We start from the raw sequence: 21,696 nt of genomic DNA on the forward strand, positions 1-21,696 counted from the left end.
GATCCTCAAGGGAGAGCTCTGTCATGAGCGGTACGGAAACCGGCAAGCACGAGGGATTCACGGCCGAGGAGCGGGCCGCGATGAAGGACCATGCCCAGGAGCTGAAGAAGGAGGCCCGCCGCGGCTCGCGCGCGGAGAAGGCGGCCGAGGCGGAGCGGGACGTACTCGCGAAGATCGCCGAGATGCGGGACTCCGACCGGATCATGGCCGAGCGCGTCCATGCCGTCGTCACGGCCGGTGCTCCGATCCTCGCGCCGAAACTCTGGTACGGCATGCCCGCCTACGCGCTGGACGGGAAGGTCGTCTGCTTCTTCCAGAGCGCGGAGAAGTTCAAGGCGCGGTACGCGACGCTGGGGTTCAGTGATGCGGCGAAGCTGGACGAGGGCGCGATGTGGGCCACCGCGTTCGCCCTGACCGAGCTGACGGCCGAGGTGGAGGCGCGCATCGGCGCGCTCGTGAAGCAGGCGGTGAGCTGAGCCGGACGCCGCACACCGGATCGCGTCATGGCGTCATAGGGCAGGGCGCGCTCCGGTCCCTGGCGGTCCCCCGGACAGGCTCTCCCCGGGGGACCGCCAGACCCTGCCTTCGTTGGCCGGGCCTGGCCGACTTCGTCGACCAGGATCGGGAGGGGTGACGCGCACCGCGCCGATGACCGGAGCGACCGAACGAAGGGCCCGGGGTGCCATGCCCCGGGTCCTTGCGTACGACTTCGCGCTTCGTCACACCTGGGCGGCCGCCTCGGGGATGCCGCACGCGAGCGCCGCGGAACCCGACATGGGCCGAGGACGGTTCCGTCCGACGTCAGCGGCTCTTGCGTACCCGGGCCGCCGCACGGGCCTCGGCGGCCTTGCGGGCGTCCGCGGTCTTGCGCGACTCCTTGGCGGCGCGTCCCGGACGGGTGCCGATACCGCGGAAGGGCGCGTTGCCGGTGCTGGTCTTCGGCTCGGTCGGCGGGCGCTTGGCCCCGGTGATGGCGCTCAGCGCCGCCTCGCCCGAGCGCACCTGGGTGACGGTCGGCCGGATGCCGGCCTCGGACATCAGCCGGTTCACATCGCGCCGCTGATTGGGGGTGACCAGGGTGACCACGCTCCCGGACTCCCCGGCGCGCGCCGTACGCCCGCCCCGGTGCAGATAGTCCTTGGCGTCGGCGGGAGGATCGACGTTGACGACGAGGTCGAGCGAGTCGATGTGAATGCCCCGGGCGGCGACGTTGGTGGCCACCAGCACGTTGATCTCGTCGTTCTTGAACTGGGCGAGCGTGTGCATCCGCTGCGGCTGAGACTTCCCGCTGTGCAGGGCGGAGGCACGAATGCCGCTGGCCCGCAGATGACGGGTGAACTGGTCCACACCGGCCTTGGTGTCCAGGAACATCAGCACCCGGCCGTCCCGGGCGGCGATCTCGGTCGCCGTCGCGTACTTGTCGGCGCCGTGAATGTTCAGCACGTGGTGTTCCATCGTCGTCACCGAACCGGCCACCCGGTCGACCGAGGCGAGAACCGGGTCGTGAAGGTACGACTGCACGAGCTGGTCGACGTTGTGATCGAGCGTGGCCGAGAAGAGCAGCCGCTGGCCGTCGGCCGGGATCTGGCCGAGGAGTTCCGAGACCTGCGGCAGGAAGCCCAGGTCGCACATCTGGTCCGCCTCGTCCAGCACCGTGATCCGCACGTGGTTCAGAACGCAGTCCCGGCGTGACACCAGGTCGGTCAGCCGCCCCGGCGTCGCGATGAGCACCTCGACGCCGGTCCGCAGCAGAGCCTGCTGCCGGTTGATCGACAGGCCCCCCACCACCGTCGCCAGTCGCACGTTCAAGGTCTGCGCGTACGGTTCCAGCGCGTCGCTCACCTGCTGCGCGAGCTCCCGGGTCGGTACCAGGACCAGCGCCAGCGGTCGCTTGGACTCAGCTCGGCGGCCTGCCGTCCGGGCGAGCAGGGCCAGTCCGAAGGCCAGTGTCTTGCCGGAACCGGTCCGTGCCCGGCCGAGGACGTCGTGCCCGGCCAGCGCGTTGGGCAGCGTCGCGGCCTGGATGGGGAACGGCTCCGTCACCCCGAGGCCGGTCATCTTGTTCACCAGTACCGGCGGCAGGCCGAGCCCGTCGAACGACACGGCCGGAGGCAGACCCGTGGCAGGGGCCGGTGGTGCCGACACGTCGCCCTCCGCCGCTGACGTCGGCTGGTGCTCGCCAGCATCGGAGAGTCCAGGGGCCGGCGGCTTCGCGTTCATGGGGAACCTTCCTCAGTCTGACGCCCGGAACGCCCCGGGGCCCGTACCTCTTGGCACGGGCCCCGGCGACTTCGAAGCGTGCCCCCATTTTACCAGCGGGCACGCGGGCGCCCGTCGGTCCGGTGGCCGGCGCCCGCGGGGCCGGTGGCCGGGACGGGGAGGTCCGAGGGCCGGCACGGGCGGGTCCGGAGACGGACCCCTATGTGACCTGCTTCCTTGCGATCGGCGGGCAGGTGTGGCCAGTCTCTCCGCAACGAGTCTCCGAAGAACTGTTATCCGAGGTTCCGCGGGCGGTCTCCCAGGCAACGGCAGCATCGTTCGGAGTCGAGGACAGGGAAGTTTTCATGAGGAGACAGCACGCGGTGGAGCCGGCGGCACTGGTGACTGCCGCCCGAGCGGGCGACTCGGCGGCTCAGGAGGCCCTGGTCAGCGCGTTTCTCCCCTTGGTCTACAACATAGTCGGGCGTGCTCTGAACGGCTCCGTCGATGTCGACGACGTCGTGCAGAACACCATGCTCCGCGCCTTGGACGGCCTGGACGGCCTGCGCACGCCGGCGAGCTTCCGCTCCTGGCTCGTGGCGATCGCGATGAACCAGGTCCGGGCGCACTGGCGGGACCGGCGGTTCGCTCCGGGCGCCGTGGAGGAGGCGGAGGAACTCGCGGACCCCGGCGCCGACTTCGTGGACCTGACCATGGCGCGGCTCCAGCTTTCCGGCCAGCGTCGGGAGACCGCGCTGGCGACCCGCTGGCTCGAACCCGACGATCGTGGCGTGCTCTCTCTGTGGTGGCTGGAATGCGCCGGCGAACTGACCCGGACCGAGGTCGCCGAGGCCCTGGAACTGTCGCCTCAGCACACCGCGGTCCAAGTGCAGCGGATGAAGGCGCAGTTGGAGACGGCCCGCGTGGTGGTACGTGCCCTCGACGCGCGCCCGCCGTGCACGGAACTGCGTGGTGTCCTCGCCTCCTGGGACGGCCGGCCCTCGGCGCTGTGGCGCAAGCGAATAGCCCGGCACGCCCGCGACTGTGTCCGCTGCTCGGGCCTGTGGAGTGGACTGGTGCCCGCGGAGGGGCTGCTGGCCGGCCTGTCGCTGATCGCCGTGTCACCGGGACTGGTCGCGGCACTGCGGACCGCCCCCGGCGGGATGGCCGCCGCGGGCTCGGCAGCACGGACCGCGGTCGTCGCGGGCCATGCCGAAGACGCCCCGGCGGCGGCCGGGCATCGTGCTCCCCGCGGCAGAGCGGCCTCGCGCGGCGAGGCCCGTCGGCGCCGACGCTTCCGGCGTCGCGCCCTGGGAGGCGTGCTCATGGCGGTCAGCGTCGCGGGCGGCGGCCTCTGGTACCTCGGTACGGGGCCCGGAACGCGAACCGACGGGGCAGCCCCCTCGCGCACCGCGGGCGACCCGGTCATGGACCTCTCGGCACCCGGCGCCACCGGCACGTCAAGGCCGGTCACGGCATCGGCATCCGCGTCTCCGTCCTCGTCGGCGTCCGCGACGCGGACGGCCAAGGCGAGAGCCACCAAGGCCCCCCGCCCTGCCGAGGCGAGCGCGTCGGCCGCCGCATCCTCGGCGCCGCCGACCCGACGGGTGTCCGGCGCGCCCCAGGCGCAGTCGGCCCCCACGGCCACCGTGGCGCAGGTGGTGACGCTGGTGAACAAGGAGCGGGCGGCCGCCGGCTGCGGGCCTCTCACCGAGGACGCCCAGCTGGAGGACGCGGCCCGGGGCCACTCCGACGACATGGCCGCCCGCGCCTTCTTCGACCACACCAACCCCGACGGCGCCGGCCCGGGTGAGCGCATCACGGCCGCGGGCTACCGCTGGTCGACGTACGGCGAGAACATCGCCATGGGCCAGCAGACCCCACAGGCGGTGATGGACTCCTGGATGAACAGCCCGGGGCACCGCGCGAACATACTCAACTGTTCGTTCAAGAACATAGGGGTGGGTGTGCACAAGGGGTCGGGCGGCCCGTGGTGGACACAGGATTTCGGGGCGAAGCTGTGATTCCGGGTGGTTCATCCCGAGCGGGAAAGCCGCTGGTCACAGTGCTGCCGAAAAGTCTCAGGTCCAGGTATGCCCTCAGGTCCAGGTATGCCTCAGGTCCGGACATGCCTCACGGCCGGACGTGCCTCGGGTGCGGACACGCATCAGATGACGTGCCAGCCGGGTTCGAGGCGGTCGAGGAGAGCGCGGAAGGCCGCGTCGGCCCGGTCCCGGTCGCCCTCGGCAAGGGAAGCGACGAGCAGACCGAAGGTCGCGTCGACCAGGAGTGTCGCCTCGGTGCGGGCTCGGGCCTCGGTCATTCCGAGGCTGCGGAAGGCTGAGGTGAGAAGGCCGGTCCACTCGGTCAGCACATCGCGCATGACGGGCCCGTACCGATCGGAGTGGAGCAGGCTGGCGGTCATGATCTCGAGATAGAGGGGGAGCGCGGGTCGCAGGTCGGAGGCGCTGAACTGCTGCCAGACCCCCTCCATGAAGCGGCGGACGCCCGCCGGGTCCCGGGGGGACTCCGCCGCTTCGAGGACGCCCCGGGCTCGCATGAGTGGTCGCCGCTCGTCCAGGGCCAGCGCCTCGGCGACCATGCCTTCCTTGGTCCCGAAGTAGTACAGGAGCATGCGGTCGCTGGTGCCCAGCGCTCGGGCGAGAGGGCGCAGGGACAGATCGGCCAGGCCGTTGCGAATCAGGTACGCGCGGACCCGGTCGATCAGGTCGCGTCGTCTGGCCTGGTCGGGCGGCCGTGGCATGAGGGCTCCCCAGGGTGGCTGCGGTGTGGCTACGGGGTGGTGACGTGACACCGAACACGTCTCATATGTCTTGATAGGTACCCTTGGAAACGATATTTACCGTAACAAGTGCTACATGTATATTTGTTATCGTGACGGGCGTTACGCCAACGCGTGACCTGGCAGACGTTCGGACCGGTCGTCGACGGGTCCGCGCCGCTCCGGCCGTCCGGTCGCCAGCAGTGCAGAAGGGACTGATTCCCATGGCCCCGGGGGCCATCGACCTCCCGGCGATATCTCGCCGGGGGCGCTTTGCCCGGCTCTGCCGTCGGCCTGAGGGATCGGGGCGCGAGGACGCCGCGAAACGAGCTCAGGAGGAGGACGGGTCCGCCGAGGCCGCACCCACCTCGTGGCTCGCCCGCAACCGGGCACTCTGGTCGCGGGCGCTGCAACCCATCCGGCCGTTCGACGCGCCTCGCGCCCGTGTCACCCCCTGGGACGCCTCCTGGCCCCTGTCGCGGGAGCTGACGTCGGCCCGCCGGGCCCGCCGCCTGGTGACGGCGCAACTGGACGAGTGGAGCCTGGAAGACCTGGCCGACACCGCCGAGCTCCTGGTCAGCGAGCTGGTCACGAACGCCCTGTGCCATACGCGCGGCCCGCTGCGGCTCAACCTGTGCGTGCGTGGCGACCGCTTGCTGTGCGAGGTCGAGGACACGGAGCCGGCCTGCCCCGTGCGTCGCGAGGCCGACGCCGACGCGGAGGGCGGACGCGGTACCGAACTGCTCGACCTGCTCGCCGAAAGCTGGGGCAGCACGTGTACGCCCACCGGCAAGACCATGTGGTTCGAAATGCCGACACGGACTCCGTCGTAAGACCTGCCGCCTCCTTCGTGGTACCTGCCGCGCCCCTCCTGCTGTCATCCGCTCCGGCTCCGTCGCCCGAGGATCCCCCCGCCGCGCGGCGCGGACCACCATCCGGGACGCTCTGCCGCCCAAGTCGAGACGACGACGCGACGACAGGACGCGACGACAGGTATCCCCGTACGACGTCGAGGGGCGCCGAAGTCGACGACCATTTCTGTGGCCCCGCTCCGGCGAGCCCGGCGACGACCGGTCGGAGTGCTCAGGTACGTGGGGCCACCCGTTCGGCGAGGAAGTCGAGCAGTGCGGCATTGAAACGGGCCGGCTGTTCCGCACCGGGGAGGTGACCGGCTCCGTCGACGACGGTCAGGACCGCGTGCGGGACTAGTTCACGGATCGTCTCGGCGTCGGAGACCGGCGTGTACACGTCGTCGGCACCGACGACGATCAGCACGGGAGACCGTACGGCGCCGAGGGTGTCCCGATAGTCGGGACGTTCGGCCCGGCCGCGCAGGGCCGCCGCGGCACCGCGGGGGTCAGTGGCGCGCATCATGCGGAGGACGTGCTCTGCGACCTCCGGCATCGCGGTGACGTTGTAGTCGGCGAGCATCTTGCCGATGACCTCGTCGGCGTAGCCGCCCATGCCCTCCGTCAGGAGACGGTCGGCCAGTCGGTTGCGGAAGGCCTTGCCCTCCTCCGTCTCGGCCGGCGCGGAGGTGTCCGAGAGGACGAGGGCACTCACCCGGTGGGCATGGCCGCGCTGAAGTTCCATCGCGATCTGGCCGCCCATCGAGACGCCGCCCACCACCGCCTGCTCGATTCCCAGGTGATCGAGGAGCCCGACGAGGTCGTCGGCGAAGTCGGCGAGATACACGGTGCCGGCCTCCACCCCGCTTTCACCGTAGCCGCGGAGGTCCGGGGTGATGACACGGTGTCCGGCGGCGGCGAGCGCCTCGACCTGAGGGGCCCACAGGGTCCGGTTGAAGGGATGCCCGTGGATCAGAAGGACGGGCAGTCCGGCCGACGGGCCGGTGTCGTCGTAATGGAGCGTCGTGCCACGCAAGGCTATGGAAGTCATGCCCGGCACCCTAGCCTCAAGATCATCCCGAGGGGCCGGACTGCGTCACGGGTGCGCCACTACAGGGATCCGGTTCCGCCGTACTGTCTGTCAGGCACGTCAGGCGGACAGGCACGTCAGGCGGACGGGCGCGTCAGGCGGACGGGCACGTCAGGCACGCCAGGCCGGGCGCCGATCCGAAACCGTCCCCAGATGTGGCGATGGCCCGGCGGGAGCGCGAGGTCGAACGCGCCGGCCGGGCCATCGATTCACGACTGGCGGGACTACTCCGCCTCGTAGCGGGGCCCGTAGGAGTCACCGGCTCCCGCGCCGCTGTAGTTGGCGGCGCGTACATCGTCGGCCGGCTGCTGGGGTGCTGACGACCAACTGTCGGCCGACCGGCCACCGGGTGCCACCGGCGCCGGAGGATTCTCGACGCCCGGCACGCGCACCGGTATCCGGTTCCCGCGCGCCACCACCCTGGACTGTCCCTGGGGCGACTTGCTCCAGTCGCCGTCCCCGAGGATCAGGACCGGGTCGAACATGACGATGGCCGCGGCGAGGATCAGGAAGATGATCGGGCCCAGGAGCATGGGCAGCAGGAGCGAGGTGCCCTCACGCCCGCCGACGGCCTGTTGCATGTTGTTGTGGAGATGGACGCTCACGGCGGCCATGCCCGTGTAATGCATGCCGGTGACGGCCAGGCCCATGACGAGGCTGGCGCCGAGGGTGCGGAGGAAGCCCTGCACGGAGACGGCGGCCCACAGCGCGGCGGTCGCCGCGACGAGGGCGATGACCACGGACAGCGTCACGGTGAACGCGTTGTAGCCGAGGTCTCCGTTGAGTTGCATCGCGAACATGCCGAGGTAGTGCATCATCGCGACGCCGAGGCCGGTGATGCTGCCGCCCACGGTGAGGGCGGTCCGCGTGGCACCGCGGTGCCCGACGATGAACACGCCCGCTGAGACCACCACGATCGCAACGACCAGACTGAGCACGGTCAAGGGGACGTCGTAGGTTATGGGCGTCTCCGCCACGGAAAAGCCGGTCATGGCGATGAAGTGCATCGTCCAGATGCCGCAGCCGAGAGCGCTGGCTCCCAGCGCCAGCCAGCCCAGCCTCCAGCCGGGCTCGTGGTGCACCGTCCGCACCACACAGCGCAGCCCCAACGCCGAGCCCACACAGGCCATGACGTAGGCGGCCACCGGTGTGACCAGCCCGTAGCTGAAGCCGTCGATCGTGCCGTTCATCCGCTCCCTAACGCTTTTCTGCTGACATAGCAAGGACATTGAGCCCTTTTCTCGGTAGCGATAGCAAATTCTCAAGCCGATGTTGATTGAAACTTGCAAGATTGTTATCGGTGACGTGCGGGGTGTCCGTCCCGGCCGGCCGGGACGGGGTTCGAGCTCTCTCGCATCCCAGGGGCCGGACCGGGAATTTCGACGGGCCCGTCGGGCCTTGTGCAGTTCGGTGCCACGTGGCTGCGACGGTGGGGGAGACGGACCGCCGGGAGCGTGCGGCGGCGCCTGTGCGAGTCCGACGAAGACGAGGAAGAAGGGTGCGTGCGATGAGCCGGAACGAGGAGAAGGCGCTGCTGGCGGGCGGCTGCTTCTGGGGCGTGCAGGATCTGATCAGGACGTTCCCGGGCGTGCTGGACACGCGGGTGGGATACAGCGGTGGCGACGTGGCCAATGCGACGTACCGCAACCATGGGACGCATGCCGAGGCGATCGAGATCACGTTCGATCCCACGAAGACCGACTACCGGACGATCCTGGAGTACTTCTTCCAGATCCATGACCCGTCGACGAAGAACCGGCAGGGCAACGACATCGGTCTCAGCTACCGGTCCGCCATCTTCTATGTCGACGACGAGCAGAAGCGTGTCGCCGAGGAGACGATCGCGGATGTCGACGCCTCCGGGCTGTGGCCGGGGAAGGTCGTGACCGAGGTGGCGCCGGCCGGTCCCTTCTGGGAGGCGGAGCCGGAACACCAGGACTACCTGCAGCGCTACCCCGACGGCTACACCTGCCACTTCGTACGTCCGAACTGGCGCCTGCCGAGGCGCGCGCAGGCCTGAGCCGGGCCTGCCCCTGCGGGCCGCGCCGCCGATGTCGGCCGGGCCGTTCCCACGCTGTGGTGGCCCGGCCGTCCTCGACGGTTCCCCGCTGTCCTAGACGGTTCCCTGCTGTCCTCGATGGTTCCCTGCTCCCGGCTGTCCCGCCGTCCGCGGCCGACGGCGGTCAGCGGCCGACGGCGGTCAGCGGGCGGTGGGGCGTGCGGTCATGATCCGGGCGGCCACCGCCGTTGCGGCCAGGATCACAGCGGTGGCCCCCAGCGCGTGCTGGGCCGCGCCGCGCGCGTCGCCCGCGGCACCCAGATAGATGCCGCCGATGACCGCGACACCGAGCGTGCCGCCGAGTTGCTGTACGGCGTTGAGCAGACCTGCTGCCGAGCCGGTCTCCTGCGGGCCGACCCCGTCGAGCGCCGTACCGAAGAACGGCGGGGTGAACAGGCCGGTGCCCAGTCCGGCGACGGCGAGCGCGACGGGCAGCGCGGCCGGATAGTGGCCGGGGTCCGCACCGCGGTACGCGAGGACGGTGGCCGCCAGGCCGATCGCGAGGACGGCGATACCGGTGTGCATGACGCTCGTCCCGTATCGCGTGACCAGACGCGCGCCGGCCGCCCAGGAGCCGATCGCGAGACCGGCGGACCACGGCAGCAGGGTGAGTCCCGCGGTGAGCGGGCCGTCGTGGAGGCCGAGTTCGAGATGCAGGACGACGGTGATCATGACGCCGTTCATCACGGCGAAGAACAGGGTCGACGTGGCCAGCGCGGCGGGAAACTCCCGGCCGCGCAGCAGGGCCGGCTCGATCAGTGGGACGCGCCCGCGACGGCCGGCGCGGCGCTGCTGGACGACGAACACGCCCAGAACCACGGCTCCCGCGGCGGCGACGGCCCACCTCGTGGGCCCGGGGCTGCTGCCTGAGGCGAGCGGGCATACGACCAGAGCGGTACCGAGCATGGCGAGGACGGTCCCGGCCGGGTCGAGGCGGGGCCGTGTCGGCGCGCGGTCCTCGGTCAGGTATCGGGACGCGGCCAGGACCGCGGCGGCCGGCGGGAGATTGACGAGGAAGACCGCGCGCCACGAGGAGCCGAACAGGTCGGCATGGGTCAGGACGCCACCGAGAACCGGGCCGAGGACCGCGGACAGGCCCATGACCGGACCGATCATGCCGAGAGCCCGGGTGAGTTCGTCGCCCTTGTACATGGCGCGGATCAGCCCGAATGTCTGCGGGATGATCGCGGCCGCCGCCGCACCCTGTACGGCACGCAGGGCGATCAGTGTCGCCGCCCCCGGCGCGAGCGCGCAGGCCAGGGACGTGGCGGCGAACATCGTGACCCCGATGCGGAAGACCCGCCTGCGGCCGACGATGTCGCCGAGCCGGGCGCCGGTCAGCAGGCCGAGGGCGAACGCGAGGGTGTAGGCGGCGCTGAACCACGGGATCGTGCCCCGTGCTCCGCCGAGGTCGGCATGGATGACGGGGCCGGCGACCTGGACGATCGTGGCGTCGAGGAGGTTCATCGCCTCAGCGGTCAGTACCGCGGCGAGGGCGAGCTCGTGACGGCCGGAGTCGGGCGCGGCGAGGGCGGCGGACCGGCCGGGGCCGGCGGTGTGGTTCCTGGTGCGGGACATGGGTCTCCCCCCGGAGACTGCGCGGGTGTGTCGGTGGTGGCCGGGCCGCGGGCGAGGCGGTCGCCGCAAGGTGGGCGGCCGATGCCACCGTGCCGTCCGGACCTCGCGCAGTTCCATTTCCACAGTCGTCTTCGGCGATTACTTCCATCGTGGTGGGCTAATTTGATGGATGTGTTCGTACTGGATGAGCTGGACCGGGGTTTGATCCACGCCCTGCACGTTGACGCACGGGCGCCGTTCACCCTTGTCGCCGATGTCCTCGGCTCCTCGACGCAGACGGTGGTCCGCCGTTACCGTCGGCTGTACGCGCGGGCCGGGCTGCGCGTGGTCGCCCTGCCCACGCCGCGCAGTTCCGGCACGCACCAGTGGTTCGTACGGCTGACCGCCGCGACGCGCAGCGCGCACGACATCGCGGTGGCGCTCGCCCGACGCCCCGACACGTCCTGGGTACGACTGACCTCCGGAGGCACGGAGATCGTCGCGATCATCCACACCGCGCCCGCGGGTCCGGACGCGCACACGTTGCTGCTGCGTGACATCCCCCGGACCGCCGGGATCACCGCCGTGTCCGCGCACTACCTGCTGCACACCTACCTGGGCGGGCCGACAGCGTGGCGCGGCCGGGTCGACGCCCTGGACGCGCACCAGGAGGCGCGGCTGCGCTCCGCGACCGGCACGGCGCAGACGCCGAACGGCGAAGGCGCCTCCGGCCCCGCAGTCTCCGACAGCCCCGCGCACCTCCTGACGGACGCGGACCGTCTGCTGTTGTCCGCACTGCGTGAGGACGCGCGCCTCAGTTACGCGGAACTGGCCACCGCCACCGGTACCACCGCGTCCACCGCCGCCCGTCGGCTGGCCGAACTGCGGGCACTCGGCGCGCTGTTCTTCGACGTCGACATCGATCCGACGCTGCTGGGCGTGACGGTGTCCGCGCTGCTGTGGATGCAGGTGGCTCCCGCACACCTGGACACGGTGGCGACAGCGCTGGCCCGACATGACGAACTCGCGGTGGTCGCGGCTACGACCGGCCCGACGAACCTCGTCGCCCACGCGCTGTGCCGCGACGCTGAGGCCCTGCACCACTATCTGACGCGGCGGGTGGCATGGGACGCCGTCACGCGGATCGAGACGGCGCCGGTACTGCGCACCTACAAGGCGGCGGCGACGCTGCGCGCGGGCTGACCCCGTCCGCCGGAACGATGGGCGGACCGATGCACGTAGACGCCTGCCCGGGTCCGGCCCCGACCCGGACCCGGCCTGGATCCGAAACCGGACCCGACCCGGAACCGGAACCGGAACTGGACCCGGACCCTAGATCTAGATCGAGGCGGGCGACGGGGTGAGGGTGTCGAGCAGCGCCGTCAGGCCCTGCGTGTAGATGCCGTGGAACAAGGTGATGGCATCGTCGTCGCTGATGCCGTCGGGCGTGAAGGTGCCGGACCATTCCACACGGGCCGTGTCCTGGCGGGTCGTCTCGTGCACGCTGAGAGTGGAGCGGTAGCCGGTGACGGGAAACGGGGCCCGCAGGATCGAGTAGCTGTACGTACGGGCCTCGTTGTCGAACCCTTCGAGCCGCTCGACGATCACCTCGCCCTCCTCGTTCACGAGACGGCGCAGGCGTCCGCCGTCGCTCAGTTCGCTGGTGGGAATGTAGGGGAGCCAGTCGGGCAGCGAGTCGAAGCCGCCGATGAGCTGCCAGACGCGGTCGGGTGAAACGGCGATGTCGATGGATGCGGTGGTCGTGGCCACGGGATCTCCTGGGAGTGTGCGGGGTGACGAGGGCCGGGCGGCGGGGACGGGGGTCAGGCGGCGGGGACGGGGGCGTCGCGCGCTATCAGCCGCTCGTCCCGCAGGTCGGTCCAGAACGCCGCCGGGATCCGCTCGCCGAGTGCGGTGACGTCCTCGGCGATGCGACTGGGCCTGGTGGCGCCGGGGATCGCGGCAGCCGTCGCCGGATGGGCGAGGGAGAACTGCAGCGCGGCGGACTTGATACCGACTCCGTGCCGCTGGGCGACGGCCTTGATCCGCTCCACCCTGTCGACGATGTGCGCGGGCGCCTTCTGGTACTCGAAGTGGGTACCTCCGGCGAGGATGCCCGAGCTGTACGGGCCGCCGACCACGATGTCGACGTCCTGGGCGGCGGCGGCCGGCAGCAACCGCTGCAGGGCCCGGTCGTGGTCGAGAAGCGTGTAGCGGCCCGCGAGGAGGAACGCGTCGGGCTTCGGCTCGTCCAGGTCCAGGGTGAGCTCCAGGGGCTCCACGCGGTTGACGCCGAGGCCCCAGGCCTTGATCACCCCTTCCTCGCGCAGCCTCTGCAGCACTCGGAAGGCGCCGGTGCGCGCGCTCTCGAAGGAGGCCAGCCACTCGTCGCCGTAGAAGTCCTGCGCGACATCGTGCACCCACACGATGTCGAGGCGGTCCGTCCGCAGGCGCTCGAGGCTGTCCTCGATGGAGCGCAGGGTGGCATCGGCGGTGTAGTCGTTGACCATCCTGTTCGGGCGGCCGTGTTCGAACAGGCCACCCTTCTCGCCGAGGTCCCGGGCGGTCGGGTCCTCGATCTCGTCGAGGACGACGCGACCGACCTTCGTGCTGAGCACGAACTCCTCGCGCGGGTGGCGTGCCAGTACGTCGCCGAGCCGGATCTCGGACAGGCCGGCGCCGTAGAAGGGCGCGGTGTCGAAGTAGCGGATGCCCTGGTTCCAGGCGGCCTCGACGGTGGCCGCCGCCTCCTCGTCGGGGATGGCGCGGAACATGTTGCCCAGCGGTGCCGTGCCGAAGCCGAGCGTGCCGGGCAGGAGGGACTTGATACTCATGGAAGATCCTCAGGAAGGTGGTTCGGACGGATACATCACCGAATGCGCGATCCGTCGGGCTTGCCTGTCCGAGGCTAGGATCCCTACATGAGACTGTCCAAGACTTGCTCGGACATAGTTGAGTCCTCCGAGGTCCTACATGCTTGACCTGCGTCAACTTCGCTATTTCGTCGCCGTCGCCGAGGCCGAGCACGTCGGACGCGCCGCCGAGCGGCTGCACATCTCCCAGTCACCCCTCAGCCGGCAGATCGCCCAGCTCGAGAAGAACCTCGGGCTCACCCTCTTCGAACGCAGTCAGCAACGCATCCGGCTGACTTCCGACGGCAGGGTATTCCTGACCGAGGCGCAGGCCCTGCTGCGCCACGCCGACCGGCTGGAGAACCTCGGCCGGCGGCTCGGCCGAGGCGAGGAGGGCGGTCTGTGCATCGGGTACGTGGCCGATGCCATGCACACGGGTGTCCTCCCCTCGGCCCTGCGCACCCTGCGCGATCAGCGCCCAGGAATCCACGTGGCGCTGTACGACCAGGAGTCGGCCGAGCAGTTCGAGGGCCTGCGCCAGCGCAGCCTGGACATCGCGTTGGTGCGCACGCCGCCGCCCGAGAACGACCCGGACCTGGACGCGGCGGCGCTGCTGCGGGACCCGCTGCTGCTCGCGCTGCCCGAGAAGCATCCCCTCGCCGTGGCAGCGGAGTTGACGCCCGACGTCCTGGACGGGCAGCCCTGGATCGCGGTGGGCGACGCCCAGGATCCGGCATGGCGTGACACGTTCGTCGCGTCGTGTGTCGCATCCGGCTTCACGCCGGACATCCGCCTCGACGCGGCCGACCCCCTCACCGCGCTGGGCCTGGTCGCCTCCGGTCTTGGCCTCGCGCTCATTCAGAAGAGCATGGTGCGCGGCACGTCCGAAGGCGTCGCGGTACGTGAACTGCCCTGGTACGAAGGGTCCGTTCAGCTGTGGGCGGCCTGGCATCGAGTCGACCTGCGGCCCGTGGTGGCCGCGTTCCGTGAAACGGTGCTCGCGGACCGGGCCGCGACGTAAGGGGAGACGGCGGCCGGCGTACAGAAACAGAAGGTTCGGCAGGCCGCCACCGACGACCTCAGAGGTAGTCGTTCTGCTTGAGCTCGATCACCCAGGCACGGCGTTCGCGGATCTTCCCGTCGCGCATGCGGAACACCTCGGCCATCGACATGCGCATCATCTCTCCCGTGTCACGCCTAACCGTTCCGGTGAGTTCGGCCATGACCACGTCGTCCTCCTCGACCATGCGCACGACCTCCAGCTGGGGAGGCGGGACGAAGCCGGGGCCCTCGATGGCGGCGTCGTACGCCTCCTTTCCGGTCAGATGGAAGCCGCCGAAAACCGTCCACTCGATGTCATCGGTCAGGCAGCTGAGGATCTGTGCGTGATCGTTCTTGCGGAAGCCGTCCAGATAGCTCTCGACGGTCTGCTTGTTCCGGGACATGGCTCCTGCTCTCCGGTACGGGGAAGGGGGATGGGACGACTGCATCGCTCTCCGGGGGCCCTGAACCGGACCGTAAGCCGTTGAGGTACCTCCATAGCGCTGCTGCGTGCGGGAGGCAAGCGGCGCTCACTCGAAGGTGTGGTCTGTACGGCAGATAGAGTGACGGTCCTCGAAAGGCGTAGTGTCATATGCCTGTTGCCCAGGGCAGGCGGGCAACTCGCAGGCGGGGGCCAGGGGAGAGGACGGCATCACGAGATGACGAGCACCGACTGGAGCGACCGAGGATTGTGCCGTACGGCCGATCCTGACGACCTGTTCGTCGAGGGCGCCGCGCAGAACCGGGCCAAGATACTGTGCATCGGCTGCCCCGTACTCACCGAGTGCCTCGCCTATGCGCTGGACCACCGCATCGAGCACGGCGTATGGGGAGGCATGACCGAGCGCGAGCGCCGGGCCCTGCTGCGCCGCCGTCCGACGGTCACCTCCTGGCTGCATCTCCTCGAAACGGCACGCGTGGAACACGAGCGCACACACGACGCCACGGCTGTCGCACACCGGGCGAGCTGACCTTCCCGCACGTCCGCGCGCACGAGGCTCCGGCAAGTGCGGTCGCAGGACGGGTTTTTCGTGCCCCCGAGCCCGCTTTCCCGCGCCCCGGCCGGGCGGGTTCGGCGGACAGTGGACTCCCTCGCGTGGCCGGGTCCGGTTCAGTGAGCGGGCCCGATGACGTGAGAACCCGTCCTGCGACCGCACCGGGGGATCGCGCCCTGTCGGCCCGCTGAGCAGGGAAATCCGGTGGCTCCGGGTTGGATGTACCCGTAGCATTCGATCATGATCGAAGACGCCGGGAACGCCCCCGCCCTCGCGATCCTCGCCAAATCCGGCTTCGTGCACGAGGGCGTCAGTCGCGCCGCCTGTCTCCATCGCGGCCGACGCCACGACCTCGCCGTGTTCTCACTGCTGCGCCCCGAATGGGAGGCGCTGAACCGCCCGCGCGCCTGGGACGCCTGACCGGACAGGGAACGCCTGACCGGACAGGGTACGCGTATCCACTCCCGGCCCGACGGGACCACCACCCAGCCGGCCGGCGCGACACATCCGTAGCGTCAGGTGGACACGCTCTGGCTGTCCCGGTGCGAGGTGTTCACCGGCCTCAGGGACCATGCGGACCAGTGCGCGATCGCGATGGCCGCACGAGTCGGCGCTTCGACGTCGCCGTGAATGAAGCGGATAAAACTCTCAAAGGCTGCCAGGTGCGTGTCTTTACCGGCCACCGGCAGCAGTGAAATTCAGCCAGTTATGTGGTGCGACATTGTGCGCAGGGGCGTGAACTGTCACCGTCATGCGCGGAATGAATAGCCCGATCATGACTTTCGATGACCTCAACTCCGTTGCCATGTACGGGTGTTGACCCTCAAATCCGCCGACACGGCCAAAATGCCAATTTCTCCGCCATTTACCGGCTCCAGGCCTGGTGCGGGCGTGTGCCGAGCGGGCGACCCCTTCCATGAACGACAAATAAGAGCAATGCGCTCTTTCGTGCCGGTCAACCGGCCGACGGATATGCGCAGATCCATCGAAGGAGATGTTTCGCAGTCATGATGAAGAGTTCATTTCCTGTCCACGCTGACAGAACACGCATACGGCACGGCGGCGGCATGAGCGCGAGACCGGGGTGGAGGGTCCGGATCGGCGTCTTCGCCGCCACGACGGCGCTTCTCTCGGCGGGTACCCTGCTCGGTGCCAACCCGGCGTCGGCGGCGCCCGCCGCGATCAGACTGACCTCCTCGTCCTGCCCCGGTGTGATCCTGCGGGGCCAGGTGAGCGGCTGCGTCACGGAGCTGCAGAACCTGCTCAACGCCCACGGTGCCGGTCTGGTGGTTGACGGCAATTTCGGGGCGAACACGCTCTACGCGGTGCGCGAGTACCAGGCCTCCGTCGCGATCGCCGTGGACGGGGAGGTGGGCCCCCAGACCAAGAGCAAGCTGTACGCGACCGGGGGTTCGGCGCCCGCGCCGATCAGTCTCACGTCCTCGTCGTGCCCGGCGAACATCGTCCAGGGCGACAAGGGCGGATGCGTCACCGAACTGCAGCGGCTGCTTCGCCACTTCGGTTACGCGATCGACGTGGACGGCGATTTCGGGCCGGCGACGGACACCGCGGTCCGCAACTTCCAGTCCACGCACGGCCTGTCGGTCGACGGCCAGGTCGGCACGAACACCAAGAGGGAGCTCTACAACACCGACGAGTCGCCGTCGACGGCTCTGGACCTGCGATCGGCGTCGTGTCCGTCGAACATCGTGGAGGGGCAGAGCGGCGGTTGCGTCGCGACGCTGCAGGCCCTGCTCAACGGCAAGGGCCAACACCTGGACGTAGACGGCCAGTTCGGGCCCCTGACGCTGACGGCCGTGAAGTCGTTCCAGTCCGCGGCGGGTCTTTCCGTCGACGGCGAGGTCGGCCCGAACACCAAGACCGCCCTGTACTCGAACATCAGCACCGGCGGCGGCAGCGGCGCGCCGGCGCCGATCAATCTGAACTCCAGCTCGTGCCCGAGCAACATCGTGAAGGGCCAGAAGAGCGGCTGCGTCACCGAGCTGCAGAGCCTGCTCAACCACCACGGGGCCGATCTCGCCGTCGACGGCGACTTCGGGTCGATGACCGACAGCGCGGTGCGGGACTTCCAGGCCGAGAAGGGCCTGTCGGTCGACGGCCAGGTGGGCCCGAACACCAAGGCCGCCCTGTACGGCGCGGTCACCCCGCCGTCGTCGCCCCCGCCCGGCGGTGGGTACAGCAAGATCCTCGATGTGGCCGCGGCCGAGGTCGGCACGGTCGAGGGCAGCGCCCGGGCGAACAGCTACGGTTCGGCCGTGGGTCTGTCGCTGTCCACGAACAACTACGCCTGGTGCGCGACCTTCGTGAGCTGGGTGGCCAAGCAGACGGGCGCCACCTCCTACCGCAACACCTACGTCTCGGGTTGGGTCAACCAGGCCCGGGCCGGCAACTACCACCTCTCGGTGACGACCAACCCGCAGCCGGGCGACATCGTGGCCTTCGACTGGGACGGTGGCAACAACTACACCGGCGGCCATGAGCACATAGGCATCGTGAGGACGGTGAGCGGCGGTTCCAGCTTCACCACCGTCGAGGGCAACACGGGCAACCCCAACGGCGGTTCGGACGGCGTCTACGTCAAGACCCGCGGCAAGAACAGCGGATACGACGTGCTGTTCATCCGAGTCCGCTGACCGGTTCACCGGCCTGTCCCTGATCGGTTGCCCAGCTGAGAACGTTCGTCCAGCCGTCTCGTCGCGCGGCCGGAGTCCGGTCCGTGATGCCGGGTCCGTGATGCCGGGCCCGTGATGCCGGGCCCGTGATGTCTGGTCCGTGATGCCGGGTCCGTGGTGCCGGGTCCCGCCGTGAGACGGGCCTCGTCGGCGAGGCGGCAGGCCGTGATCCACCCGGTACCACCGGCTGGATCACGGCCTGCGGGCCTTCGCTGTGTCCGGAGGACGGGCCGCCCGGTCGGGCCGTGGCCGGCACCGGCCCGGGTGCCGACTCGGCGGACAGGAACACCGGTGTCACCGAGACCGGCGGGGCGACCACTCCTCCGTCGCGTTCCACCGGTACGGGTGTGCCGAACACGGTGGCCGCGAAGAGCGCGCCGTCGGACATGCCGACCTGCGGATGAGCGGGCGACCCCCCTTCCGCTCGGCCTGCCGACCACGGGCGGACTCGCCTTGCGTGCCGAGTGCCACGCCTGACCGGAACCGTCGCCGGGGCTCGGACTTCCCGCTAGGCTCGGGTCCATACCTGTGTTCGGCGGGAAGGGTGAAGCGCCCGTGGCGTAGCCGACGTTCCGGCCGCGAGCGCCTCGTTCATCGAGAACCTGTTCAAAGGGCGGCAGCGGCACGGTGCCCCGTCCGTCGAGGCGGTATCCGGGCTTTCGCGAACCGGCGGCCGCCGTGCGAACGGGAGTCGACTCGGCCCGCCACGCCGGAACGCACCCGTCGGCACCGCTGCCCGGGTGCCGACCGGCAGACACTCGCGGCCGTGTATCAACACCTACCCACAGAGGTCCGATGCCCACCCTCAGATTTGGCAAGTACCTGACATTGGCGGCCGCGGCGCTTCTGCTGCTGGCCACGGCCCGCGGGGCGGTCGCCGCCACCGCGGATCCTGTGGCCGGTGCGACGGCGGCTTCGGCCGCCGCCTCGGCGACCGGGACGTGGCAAGCGCCGTTGTCCACCCGCGGGCGGTACATCGTGGACGCCAACGGAAACCGATTCCGTCTGAAGTCGGCCAACTGGGACGGAGCGCAGGGCTCCTGGACGGGCAGCGGCAGCATCGACGACCCGGCCAACCACCACGCAGGCCAGGACTCCTACGGCATCCCCCTCGGCCTGGACCGCGCCTCCCTGCCCCAACTGCTCGGCGACTTCCACCGGCTGGGTATCAACAGTATCCGCCTGCCGTTCTCCAACGAGATGATCCGTACGACGACGCCGGTGCCGGACGTCGCCGTCACGGCCAATCCGGGGCTGCGGGGCAAGACACCGCTGCAGGTCTACGACGCCGTGGTCGCCGCCCTCACCCAGGACGGGTTCGCGGTCATCCTGAACAACCACACCAACACCTCTCGGTGGTGCTGCGGAGTCGACGGCAACGAACGCTGGAACAGCGGGCAGTCGACCCAGCAGTGGGCCGACGACTGGGTCTTCATGGCCCGCCGCTACGCCGGTGATCCGGGGGTGGTGGGCGCCGACCTGTACAACGAAGTACGCCGTGACGTACTGGACGACCCCAACTGGGGCCTGGGTGACGCCCACGACTGGTACGCGGCCGCCCAGCTCGCCGGGGACCGCATCCTGTCCGAGGCCAATCCGAACCTCCTCATCGTCATCGAGGGGATCAACTGGACCGGTCTGCCGGTCGACGGGCTGCCGCACGGCCGTCCCACCCTCACCCCCGCGCGCCTGCTCTCGCACACCCTCGTCGCCGCCCACAAGCTGGTGTACTCCGCCCACTTCTACGGATACACCGGTCCCAACCACAGCGGCGCCACCGGGATCGGTGAAACCCACGACGCCCGCTACCAGGACCTCACGCGCGACCAGCTCCACCAAGTCCTCGACGACGAGGCCTTCTTCGTCTCCTCGGAGGAGAACCAGCACTTCACCGCGCCCGTGTGGATCAGCGAGTTCGGCATCGGAGCCGGTGAGACGAACGCGGCGGCCCGTACCTGGTTCGGCAACATCACCGACTACTTCGCCGACCACGACGCGGACTTCGCCTACTGGCCGCTCGTCAGCTGGGAGGGCCACGACGACTGGTCCCTGCTGCGTTACGACACCTCGGGCAACCGGTACGGCATCCTCGATCAGTCCGACTGGCGCGGGAGCGCATGGAACCGGCTCATGACCGCCCCGACCCGCACCGGATCCGTCGCGGCGGTACCCAGCTGGCACATGCTCGCCACCGATCACGGCGACTATGTGCAGTCGCTCCGGGTGCGGGCGGGCGGCGACTGGAACTCGGGTGCGACCAAGGCCGTTTGCCCCGACGGGCAGCGACTGGTCGGGCTCGGTCACAGCGGCGTCCGCGCGCTGTGCACCGACGTCTCCACGGGTGACCTGCGCTCCGCGGGCGATACCCAGACTGCCGTCACCGACGAGCGCTACGTTCCCGCGGGCGGCGACTGGGCCTCCGGGTACACCAAGTTGCAGTGTCCGACGGGGAACTTCCTCATCGGCTACAGCCGTCGCGGCGGCCGGACGTCGGCGGGCCTGTGTGTTCCGGCCGGTCCCGTGTTGGCGGGCGCCGGGCGAACCGTGTGGTTCGACCGTTCCGACAACCGGCCCGCGAACGCGGCCGGCGGCGACTTCGCGAACGGCGACTACAAGGGCCAGTGCGCCGATGACGAGTACGCCGCCGGGATCGCCTTCACGACCCGCCTGGGCGCCGCCCAGGGCCCAGCCGCCCTCCTGTGCCGCAAGCTGAACTGATCATTGCTCGTCCGGCATCGACGCGGTCCGCACACAGGGCGAAAGGGTGCCCAGGACGTGCCGGGCCGTGAGTGCGTACGGCCGTCCGAAAGCCCTCGCCGCCGGGGACCCGGCTGACCAGACACCCCGCACACAGGTCATCCGGGCACCGGCGGCGGGGACGCCCGATTCCACACGCACCATGGTCACGGGCGCTGTCCTTGCGGCCGACCACCAAGCCGCGCGTCGCCACCACCGACGAGTGGATATGGCTCGCCTCGGCGTCTACCACGTCGCTAGCCTCACCACTCATGAACCAGCGCAAGCGGAAGAAGCTCTCCCGTCATCTCTTCGCGGCAACCGTGACAGGTGACGCCACTCGCGTGAAAATGGCTCTACGGGCCGGAGCCGACCCGGAGCGGGGAGACGGCGAGGGCACTACGCCTCTCTACGCGGCATCCGTGAACGGGGAAGCGGAGATAGCCCGCCTTCTCCTGGCGGCCGGCGCCTGCCCCGACACCGAGAGCGGTGGACTCGGTTCGGAGGGCACTCCGTTGTGCGCTGCCGCATGCTGGGGGCACACCGAAACCGTGCGCGAACTGTTGGAACACGGCGCAGACCCGAGCCTTCGTGAAGATCACGGTACGGGCCGGTCCCCCCTGGAGTGGGCGAACAGCGGCCCGCACGCCGAAACGGCCGAACTCCTCACCGCGGCGCGAGGTACCCCGCGCGGGGGAACGACGTAGATCACCGTTCCTCATCAGGACGCCACTCAGCTCGGTGGTTGTCGACACGAGTGTGACGGGATCGGGGTGAGGGCCCGAGACCGGGCAGGGATTCGGGCCCTCACGTGCCGCGCATCCGTCGGGGGCGTTTGCGCGAT

Annotated in this window: 20 protein-coding genes; 11 read left to right on the forward strand and 9 right to left on the reverse strand. The window is 70.0% G+C overall.

Annotated features, from left to right (window positions below; genetic code table 11):
- Positions 1-23 precede the first annotated feature (23 nt).
- Complete coding sequence (locus tag ACFYW8_RS02300) at positions 24-476, forward strand: iron chaperone (protein WP_389066273.1); 453 nt, start codon at positions 24-26, stop codon at positions 474-476.
- Between the two features lie 325 nt (positions 477-801).
- On the opposite strand, the gene ACFYW8_RS02305 is transcribed toward ACFYW8_RS02300, so the two are convergent.
- Complete coding sequence (locus ACFYW8_RS02305) at positions 802-2,220, reverse strand: DEAD/DEAH box helicase (RefSeq protein ID WP_389066277.1); 1,419 nt, start codon at positions 2,218-2,220, stop codon at positions 802-804.
- A gap of 344 nt (positions 2,221-2,564) precedes the next feature.
- Here ACFYW8_RS02305 and ACFYW8_RS02310 point away from each other — a divergent pair, with 344 nt between their 5' ends.
- A complete protein-coding gene (locus ACFYW8_RS02310) occupies positions 2,565-4,223 on the forward strand; it encodes a sigma-70 family RNA polymerase sigma factor (protein WP_389066281.1) in 1,659 nt (552 codons plus the stop codon).
- Between the two features lie 143 nt (positions 4,224-4,366).
- Here ACFYW8_RS02310 and ACFYW8_RS02315 read toward each other — a convergent pair whose 3' ends face one another.
- Complete coding sequence (locus tag ACFYW8_RS02315; RefSeq protein WP_389066284.1) at positions 4,367-4,963, reverse strand: TetR family transcriptional regulator; 597 nt, start codon at positions 4,961-4,963, stop codon at positions 4,367-4,369.
- A gap of 242 nt (positions 4,964-5,205) precedes the next feature.
- Between ACFYW8_RS02315 and ACFYW8_RS02320 the strand changes: the two genes are divergently transcribed.
- A complete protein-coding gene (locus ACFYW8_RS02320) occupies positions 5,206-5,814 on the forward strand; it encodes an ATP-binding protein (protein ID WP_365877380.1) in 609 nt (202 codons plus the stop codon).
- Positions 5,815-6,064: 250 nt separating this feature from the next.
- Here the strand turns inward: ACFYW8_RS02320 and ACFYW8_RS02325 are convergent, their stop codons facing one another.
- Positions 6,065-6,880 carry an alpha/beta fold hydrolase gene (locus tag ACFYW8_RS02325; protein WP_389066291.1) on the reverse strand — a complete coding sequence of 272 codons (816 nt, stop codon included), beginning with the start codon at positions 6,878-6,880 and terminating at the stop codon, positions 6,065-6,067.
- Between the two features lie 263 nt (positions 6,881-7,143).
- Positions 7,144-8,109, reverse strand: a complete 966-nt coding sequence (locus tag ACFYW8_RS02330; RefSeq protein ID WP_389066295.1) for an MHYT domain-containing protein — start codon at positions 8,107-8,109, stop codon at positions 7,144-7,146.
- 317 nt (positions 8,110-8,426) lie between these two features.
- On the opposite strand from ACFYW8_RS02330, the gene msrA reads away from it, so the two are divergent.
- On the forward strand, positions 8,427-8,939 hold the full coding sequence (gene msrA / locus ACFYW8_RS02335) for a peptide-methionine (S)-S-oxide reductase MsrA (RefSeq protein WP_389066299.1): 513 nt from the start codon (positions 8,427-8,429) through the stop codon (positions 8,937-8,939).
- Between the two features lie 180 nt (positions 8,940-9,119).
- Here msrA and ACFYW8_RS02340 read toward each other — a convergent pair whose 3' ends face one another.
- Entirely contained in the window at positions 9,120-10,556 is a 1,437-nt protein-coding gene (locus ACFYW8_RS02340) for an MFS transporter (protein ID WP_389066302.1), read from the reverse strand.
- A 171-nt stretch (positions 10,557-10,727) separates the two neighbouring features.
- Between ACFYW8_RS02340 and ACFYW8_RS02345 the strand changes: the two genes are divergently transcribed.
- Positions 10,728-11,738, forward strand: a complete 1,011-nt coding sequence (locus ACFYW8_RS02345; RefSeq protein ID WP_389066306.1) for an Lrp/AsnC family transcriptional regulator — start codon at positions 10,728-10,730, stop codon at positions 11,736-11,738.
- A 135-nt stretch (positions 11,739-11,873) separates the two neighbouring features.
- On the opposite strand, the gene ACFYW8_RS02350 is transcribed toward ACFYW8_RS02345, so the two are convergent.
- Together ACFYW8_RS02350 and ACFYW8_RS02355 are read right to left on the reverse strand one after the other, a co-directional pair.
- A complete protein-coding gene (locus ACFYW8_RS02350; RefSeq protein ID WP_389066310.1) occupies positions 11,874-12,305 on the reverse strand; it encodes an SRPBCC family protein in 432 nt (143 codons plus the stop codon).
- Positions 12,306-12,358: 53 nt separating this feature from the next.
- Positions 12,359-13,369 (reverse strand): aldo/keto reductase, encoded by a 1,011-nt coding sequence (locus tag ACFYW8_RS02355; RefSeq protein WP_389066315.1) that lies wholly within the window; start codon positions 13,367-13,369, stop codon positions 12,359-12,361.
- Between the two features lie 139 nt (positions 13,370-13,508).
- Between ACFYW8_RS02355 and ACFYW8_RS02360 the strand changes: the two genes are divergently transcribed.
- On the forward strand, positions 13,509-14,408 hold the full coding sequence (locus tag ACFYW8_RS02360) for a LysR substrate-binding domain-containing protein (RefSeq protein ID WP_389066319.1): 900 nt from the start codon (positions 13,509-13,511) through the stop codon (positions 14,406-14,408).
- A gap of 58 nt (positions 14,409-14,466) precedes the next feature.
- Here ACFYW8_RS02360 and ACFYW8_RS02365 read toward each other — a convergent pair whose 3' ends face one another.
- Positions 14,467-14,832, reverse strand: coding sequence for a nuclear transport factor 2 family protein (locus tag ACFYW8_RS02365; protein WP_365877362.1), 366 nt, complete (start codon positions 14,830-14,832; stop codon positions 14,467-14,469).
- A gap of 255 nt (positions 14,833-15,087) precedes the next feature.
- Between ACFYW8_RS02365 and ACFYW8_RS02370 the strand changes: the two genes are divergently transcribed.
- Both ACFYW8_RS02370 and ACFYW8_RS02375 read left to right on the forward strand, forming a co-directional pair.
- Complete coding sequence (locus ACFYW8_RS02370; protein ID WP_355843212.1) at positions 15,088-15,399, forward strand: WhiB family transcriptional regulator; 312 nt, start codon at positions 15,088-15,090, stop codon at positions 15,397-15,399.
- Between the two features lie 264 nt (positions 15,400-15,663).
- On the forward strand, positions 15,664-15,843 hold the full coding sequence (locus ACFYW8_RS02375) for a GNAT family N-acetyltransferase (RefSeq protein WP_389066325.1): 180 nt from the start codon (positions 15,664-15,666) through the stop codon (positions 15,841-15,843).
- 95 nt (positions 15,844-15,938) lie between these two features.
- On the opposite strand, the gene ACFYW8_RS02380 is transcribed toward ACFYW8_RS02375, so the two are convergent.
- Positions 15,939-16,106 (reverse strand): hypothetical protein, encoded by a 168-nt coding sequence (locus tag ACFYW8_RS02380; RefSeq protein ID WP_389066328.1) that lies wholly within the window; start codon positions 16,104-16,106, stop codon positions 15,939-15,941.
- Between the two features lie 384 nt (positions 16,107-16,490).
- Here ACFYW8_RS02380 and ACFYW8_RS02385 point away from each other — a divergent pair, with 384 nt between their 5' ends.
- The 3 genes from ACFYW8_RS02385 (at position 16,491) to ACFYW8_RS02395 (ending at position 21,559) form a co-directional block, all read left to right on the forward strand.
- The gene (locus tag ACFYW8_RS02385; RefSeq protein ID WP_389066332.1) at positions 16,491-18,077 is read left to right on the forward strand and encodes a peptidoglycan-binding protein; all 1,587 of its coding nucleotides are present in this window, start codon (positions 16,491-16,493) and stop codon (positions 18,075-18,077) included.
- Between the two features lie 834 nt (positions 18,078-18,911).
- Positions 18,912-20,834, forward strand: coding sequence for a glycoside hydrolase family 5 protein (locus ACFYW8_RS02390; RefSeq protein ID WP_389066336.1), 1,923 nt, complete (start codon positions 18,912-18,914; stop codon positions 20,832-20,834).
- A 290-nt stretch (positions 20,835-21,124) separates the two neighbouring features.
- A complete protein-coding gene (locus ACFYW8_RS02395) occupies positions 21,125-21,559 on the forward strand; it encodes an ankyrin repeat domain-containing protein (RefSeq protein ID WP_389066339.1) in 435 nt (144 codons plus the stop codon).
- Positions 21,560-21,696: the final 137 nt, after the last annotated feature.

This window comes from Streptomyces sp. NPDC002742 (assembly GCF_042888885.1).
Taxonomy (GTDB): domain Bacteria; phylum Actinomycetota; class Actinomycetes; order Streptomycetales; family Streptomycetaceae; genus Streptomyces.

Coding starts and splice junctions, on each gene's coding strand:
- msrA (WP_389066299.1), top strand. CDS start 8,427: ATGAGCCGGAACGAGGAGAAGGCGCTGCTGGCGGGCGGCTGCTTCTGG.
- ACFYW8_RS02365 (WP_365877362.1), bottom strand. CDS start 14,832: ATGTCCCGGAACAAGCAGACCGTCGAGAGCTATCTGGACGGCTTCCGC.
- ACFYW8_RS02375 (WP_389066325.1), top strand. CDS start 15,664: ATGATCGAAGACGCCGGGAACGCCCCCGCCCTCGCGATCCTCGCCAAA.
- ACFYW8_RS02310 (WP_389066281.1), top strand. CDS start 2,565: ATGAGGAGACAGCACGCGGTGGAGCCGGCGGCACTGGTGACTGCCGCC.
- ACFYW8_RS02330 (WP_389066295.1), bottom strand. CDS start 8,109: ATGAACGGCACGATCGACGGCTTCAGCTACGGGCTGGTCACACCGGTG.
- ACFYW8_RS02395 (WP_389066339.1), top strand. CDS start 21,125: ATGAACCAGCGCAAGCGGAAGAAGCTCTCCCGTCATCTCTTCGCGGCA.
- ACFYW8_RS02325 (WP_389066291.1), bottom strand. CDS start 6,880: ATGACTTCCATAGCCTTGCGTGGCACGACGCTCCATTACGACGACACC.
- ACFYW8_RS02320 (WP_365877380.1), top strand. CDS start 5,206: ATGGCCCCGGGGGCCATCGACCTCCCGGCGATATCTCGCCGGGGGCGC.
- ACFYW8_RS02305 (WP_389066277.1), bottom strand. CDS start 2,220: ATGAACGCGAAGCCGCCGGCCCCTGGACTCTCCGATGCTGGCGAGCAC.
- ACFYW8_RS02355 (WP_389066315.1), bottom strand. CDS start 13,369: ATGAGTATCAAGTCCCTCCTGCCCGGCACGCTCGGCTTCGGCACGGCA.
- ACFYW8_RS02340 (WP_389066302.1), bottom strand. CDS start 10,556: ATGTCCCGCACCAGGAACCACACCGCCGGCCCCGGCCGGTCCGCCGCC.
- ACFYW8_RS02315 (WP_389066284.1), bottom strand. CDS start 4,963: ATGCCACGGCCGCCCGACCAGGCCAGACGACGCGACCTGATCGACCGG.
- ACFYW8_RS02390 (WP_389066336.1), top strand. CDS start 18,912: ATGCCCACCCTCAGATTTGGCAAGTACCTGACATTGGCGGCCGCGGCG.
- ACFYW8_RS02300 (WP_389066273.1), top strand. CDS start 24: ATGAGCGGTACGGAAACCGGCAAGCACGAGGGATTCACGGCCGAGGAG.
- ACFYW8_RS02370 (WP_355843212.1), top strand. CDS start 15,088: ATGACGAGCACCGACTGGAGCGACCGAGGATTGTGCCGTACGGCCGAT.
- ACFYW8_RS02385 (WP_389066332.1), top strand. CDS start 16,491: ATGAGCGCGAGACCGGGGTGGAGGGTCCGGATCGGCGTCTTCGCCGCC.
- ACFYW8_RS02360 (WP_389066319.1), top strand. CDS start 13,509: ATGCTTGACCTGCGTCAACTTCGCTATTTCGTCGCCGTCGCCGAGGCC.